Origin of the sequence: Dietzia sp. 179-F 9C3 NHS (assembly GCF_045369825.1) — a bacterium.
Classification (GTDB): Bacteria; Actinomycetota; Actinomycetes; order Mycobacteriales; family Mycobacteriaceae; genus Dietzia.
Genome location: NZ_JBIQES010000043.1, coordinates 1 through 1,153 on the forward strand (window position 1 = coordinate 1; position 1,153 = coordinate 1,153).

Here is a 1,153-nt window from a genome sequence, read left to right on the forward strand (position 1 = left end):
CCTAGTGTCGCGCGTGTGAAGTAGTTTTACGGTTGGGTATGTGAAATCATGGGGCATGGCGAATCGAGCTGCCCCGGCATTGATGTTGCGTCCCGGCGATCGCGAGAAGCTTGAGAGAATGACGCGCTCGCAGTCGATGTCGGCAGGCATGGTGCAGCGAGCTCGCATCGTGCTGCTGGCTTCGGAGGGCCGGCGCAATGCGGAGATCGCCGAGTTGGCCGGGGCGTCGCGGCCGAAGGTGAACCTCTGGCGGTCCAGGTACGAGGACAAGGGCATCGGGGGCCTGGCTGATGAGAAGCGTTCTGGCCGGCCGCGCACGATCGATCACGCGGCGATCGTGACGGCGACCTTGATGCCGCCGCCGAAGTCTCTGGGCGTGACCCACTGGTCGTCGCGGCTGCTGGCGTCCCGGTTGAAGGTTTCGGCCTCGACGGTGGTCACGGCGTGGCGTGCCTACGGGATCAAGCCGTGGCGCTCGGAGTCGTTCCGGTTCTCCACCGATCCTGAGCTGGTCGGCAAAGTCACCGATATCTGCGGCCTGTACCTGGCGCCGCCGGAGAACGCGATCGTGTTGTGCGTGGATGAGAAGTCCCAGATCCAGGCACTGGATCGTACTCAGCCGATCTTGCCGATGCAGCCCGGCCTGATCGAGCGGCGCAGCCACGACTACGTCCGGCACGGCACATCGACACTGTTCGCGGCGCTGGACATCGCCACCGGGCAGGTCACCGCCGCACTCAAACCGCGGCATCGCAACCAGGAGTTCCTGGCGTTTTTGAAGCAGATTGAGCGGGCGTACCGTCATGTCGTCGATGCCGACGGTCAGCCAGTTGAGCTGCACCTGGTGATGGACAACTACGCCGCCCACAAGCACGCAAAAGTCAAGGCCTGGCTGGCCGAAAAACCCCGGATCAAGGTCCACTTCACACCCACTCACGCGTCGTGGATGAACCTGGTCGAGGTGTGGTTCGGCATCGTCGAGCGCCAGGCCATCCGCCGCGGAGTCTTCACCTCCGTCAAGGACCTCAACGCGAAGATCCGCGCGTTCATCGACGGCTGGAACAACCGCTCACACCCGTTCGTCTGGACGAAAACCGCAGAGGAAGTCCTCGCGAAAGCCAACCGTAAGAACACTTCAAATGCGGACCACTAG

1 protein-coding gene is annotated in these 1,153 nt (G+C 63.2%); it reads left to right on the top strand.

Translation table 11 applies throughout. The annotated features are described in order from the left end of the window. Positions 1 to 55: 55 nt before the first annotated feature. The gene (locus tag ACH0BZ_RS16365; RefSeq protein WP_406899804.1) at positions 56 to 1,153 is read left to right on the top strand and encodes an IS630 family transposase; all 1,098 of its coding nucleotides are present in this window, start codon (positions 56 to 58) and stop codon (positions 1,151 to 1,153) included.

What these genes read in the sequence shown, in the direction of transcription:
- ACH0BZ_RS16365 (WP_406899804.1), top strand. Translation starts at nt 56, where the DNA reads ATGGCGAATCGAGCTGCCCCGGCATTGATGTTGCGTCCCGGCGATCGC.